Annotated in this window: 4 protein-coding genes; all 4 read right to left on the reverse strand. The window is 46.1% G+C overall.

Features of this window, described 5'->3' with window-relative positions; genetic code table 11:
* Positions 1-745 (reverse strand): extracellular solute-binding protein (locus Q1V74_RS01065; protein ID WP_300646673.1); only part of this gene is annotated, 745 nt, incomplete at its 3' end.
* Between the two features lie 28 nt (positions 746-773).
* On the reverse strand, positions 774-1,865 hold the full coding sequence (locus Q1V74_RS01070) for an ABC transporter ATP-binding protein (RefSeq protein ID WP_300646674.1): 1,092 nt from the start codon (positions 1,863-1,865) through the stop codon (positions 774-776).
* The gene (locus Q1V74_RS01075) at positions 1,865-2,668 is read right to left on the reverse strand and encodes a DeoR/GlpR family DNA-binding transcription regulator (protein WP_300646675.1); all 804 of its coding nucleotides are present in this window, start codon (positions 2,666-2,668) and stop codon (positions 1,865-1,867) included. The genes Q1V74_RS01070 and Q1V74_RS01075 overlap by 1 nt, the downstream gene beginning before the upstream one ends.
* A 164-nt stretch (positions 2,669-2,832) precedes the next feature.
* Entirely contained in the window at positions 2,833-2,952 is a 120-nt protein-coding gene (locus tag Q1V74_RS01080) for a DUF4168 domain-containing protein (RefSeq protein ID WP_300646676.1), read from the reverse strand.
* Positions 2,953-2,964 lie beyond the last annotated feature (12 nt).

The following is a 2,964-nucleotide window of genomic DNA, read 5'->3' on the forward strand; positions in this document are numbered from 1 at the left end:
ATTCGATGGTCCCCTTAGGGCTAACTTGATATTTAGTCGCTAAATCACGGAAGAAAGTAAGCGCTTCTACCGCCTCGGGCGTATTCAAATACACCTCCGTCCCCTCTTCGTTCATTAGCTTTTGGCCATTTTGAATCGCCAACGCTTGAAACATCCAATAGGGGTAGCCCGTTGATGGAATCATTAAGCCATATTGCTTATCTTTAGTCAGAGCTTGTGCTGCAGCAACCATTTCATCCCATGTTTTAGGCGCAACCTCGGGATCTAAGCCTGCAGCTTTAAACGCTTCTTTGTTGTAATACATCACAATGGTAGAGCGCTGAAAAGGAATCCCCCATACCTTACCTTCGATCGTGCCATTAGCCATTAGTGCAGGATAAAAACTTGTTAACCACGCTTTTTCCTCATCCGTTTTAGCAATATCACTAAAAGACTCAACCAACCCCTGCTCAACTAAGTCATGCGCATCTAAAGCGCCTAACACAGAAAGTTGAACGGACTCGCCCCCACGTAGCGCTGACAAAGCCCGCACTCGTGTTTCATCATAATTACCGGAATACACTGCTTTGACAGTGATCTCTGGGTTTTCTTTTTGAAAATCAGCAATCAACCCATCCATTACCTCTGTTAAAGGCCCACCCACAGAAACCGGGTAGTACATGGTCAGTTCTGTTTTAGCCATTGCACTGGCACCATAAGCCATAGCAAACGCACACGAAGTGGCATAGACAAGCTTTTTTAGCATGATCGTTTATCTCTCAAAAAATTACCGTTTATGCACACTGTGCAACGGCCAAAGAAGCATCCCAAGACGACACGACCGGAAGACGTTGCCCTGAGGTGATATCAAAAAAATGTGAATTACGTGGTTCCCAATGCAAACTTAACCGCTGTCCAGATTCATAGGACTGCTTATCTGCACTATGAATAATGAGGGTATTCAGGTCGGGAAGCTGCACATAAATATAAGACTGAGCCCCCTGAAACTCTTGTTGCAACACCGTAACCTGTACAAAATCAGGGTGCACAGGAATCAAACGTAAATGCTCTGGACGCACCCCAATCACACAATGCGGTAAAGCAGAAGACTGCATAAGCATCCAATGCGCCGCAGGTAACAACTGACTATCGATCAACATCATCGGAGGGCTTCCGATAAAACCTGCAGCAAACGTGTTTTCTGGTTGCTCATACAACTGTTGTGCGGAACCTTGCTGTGCAATACGGCCCGCGTTTAAAAGCACCACATGATCAGCCATGCCTAATGCTTCAGTTTGATCATGAGTGACATAAACCACTGTCATTTCTAACCGTTGTTGTAAAGCTCGGATTTCATGCCGCACGCTATGGCGTAACTTCGCGTCGAGATTAGATAAAGGTTCATCCATCAGGCACAAATCATGCCCAGATACAATACTCCGTGCCAATGCAACACGTTGACGCTGCCCACCAGAAAGCTCCCCCGGCTTGCGATGTTCCAAGCCACCAAGGTTGGTCAGACGCAATGCATCTTGTAACCGACGATCACGCTCGTGCTTATTGACCTTTCGCACACTCAAACCAAAAACAATATTTTCTGCTACGCTTAGATGAGGAAATAACGCATAGGATTGAAACACCATCGATAAACATCGCTGTGCGGGTAAGGCATAGGTCACATCCTCACCTCCCATAATAATTCGCCCTTGGTCTACTTCTTCTAGGCCCGCCATTAAGCGTAACAAGGTCGACTTCCCACACCCCGAAGGGCCTAGCAAAGCGGTGAAATGCCCTTTTTTAATATTCAAATCAAGATGATCTATCACAACGTGATCACCAAAGGCTTTGTACAAGCCCTGCATACGTATCGCTATATCCGCACCCATCACTCTTCCTTTTCTGCAATAATGATCTGGGTATGAGACGCAAGATAAGCTGCTATCCCTTCTGGTAAAGGCTTATCCGTCACAATGTAGTCCGCCTCTTGCACATGCCCACTTGGCATGGGGGCTTGGCGACCAAACTTACTACTATCTAATACCAAAATACGTACCCGACAGCTTTGCCGTAATGCGGTATGACAGCTCACTTCATCATGATCAAAATCGAGCAACACCCCATCGCTATCCACCCCTCCTGCCCCATAAACACCAAAATCCGCGCGATAACTTTGAAATAGCGCCACCGCCTCAGCCCCTAAAATCTCTGGATTGGGTTGCCGTAAACAACCTCCCGGTAAAACAATACGATTACTCTGCTCGTGATTTAACGCGAGTGCTACAGCCAAATTGTTTGTCACCACCGTTAAATGTTGATGCTGTGCTAAAGCTAAAGCCACTTGCTCCGGTGTCGTCCCAAAACCAAACAACAACGAGCTACCCTGTGGAATTAGCGCCGATACGGCCTTGCCTATACGTGCCTTAGCAGGTAAATGACGAATACGACGACTTTGGAAAGAGCTATTTACAGGGCTATGCACGATCTGCGCCCCACCATGATGCCGTCGTAATAAATTCGCCATATAAAGACGATTTAAGTCCCGCCGTATGGTCTGTGGAGTCACCTGAAAATAATGGGCTAACTCAGCCACACTTAGGGCTTCCTTATCCCGTAATAAATCCACAATATGACGCTGACGCGTGCTCAGGCTCATATTCAACTCATCATCCACTTCACTCGAATAAGACACAGTGTAAAAAGGAGATATGACGCAAGCATGAAGCCAATATGAAAATCAAATGACGTCTTAGCGGTTCATTCGAACTTATTTTGTTTTAAAAAAGGATTTTTAGACATAAAAAAAGCACCATTGCCTAAACAATGGTGCACTTTATGCAGGAGAGAGATCAGGTTTTACTGAGCTTGAATACGCTGCTCTACCTGCTGACGCAAGGCTGGGTCCTGCTGAATCGCTAAACTAATTCCATTATATTGCTCTACGCTCAGCCCACCTTGCTGCACTTTCTCTACCATCTTTTCATCCGC

Origin of the sequence: Paenalcaligenes sp., assembly GCF_030152715.1 — a bacterium.
Classification (GTDB): Bacteria; Pseudomonadota; Gammaproteobacteria; order Burkholderiales; family Burkholderiaceae_B; genus Paenalcaligenes; species Paenalcaligenes hermetiae.

Bases quoted from the DNA above. Each gene is read 5' to 3' on its own strand.
- Q1V74_RS01080 (WP_300646676.1), bottom strand. From the start codon at position 2,952: ATGGTAGAGAAAGTGCAGCAAGGTGGGCTGAGCGTAGAGCAATATAAT.
- Q1V74_RS01070 (WP_300646674.1), bottom strand. From the start codon at position 1,865: ATGGGTGCGGATATAGCGATACGTATGCAGGGCTTGTACAAAGCCTTT.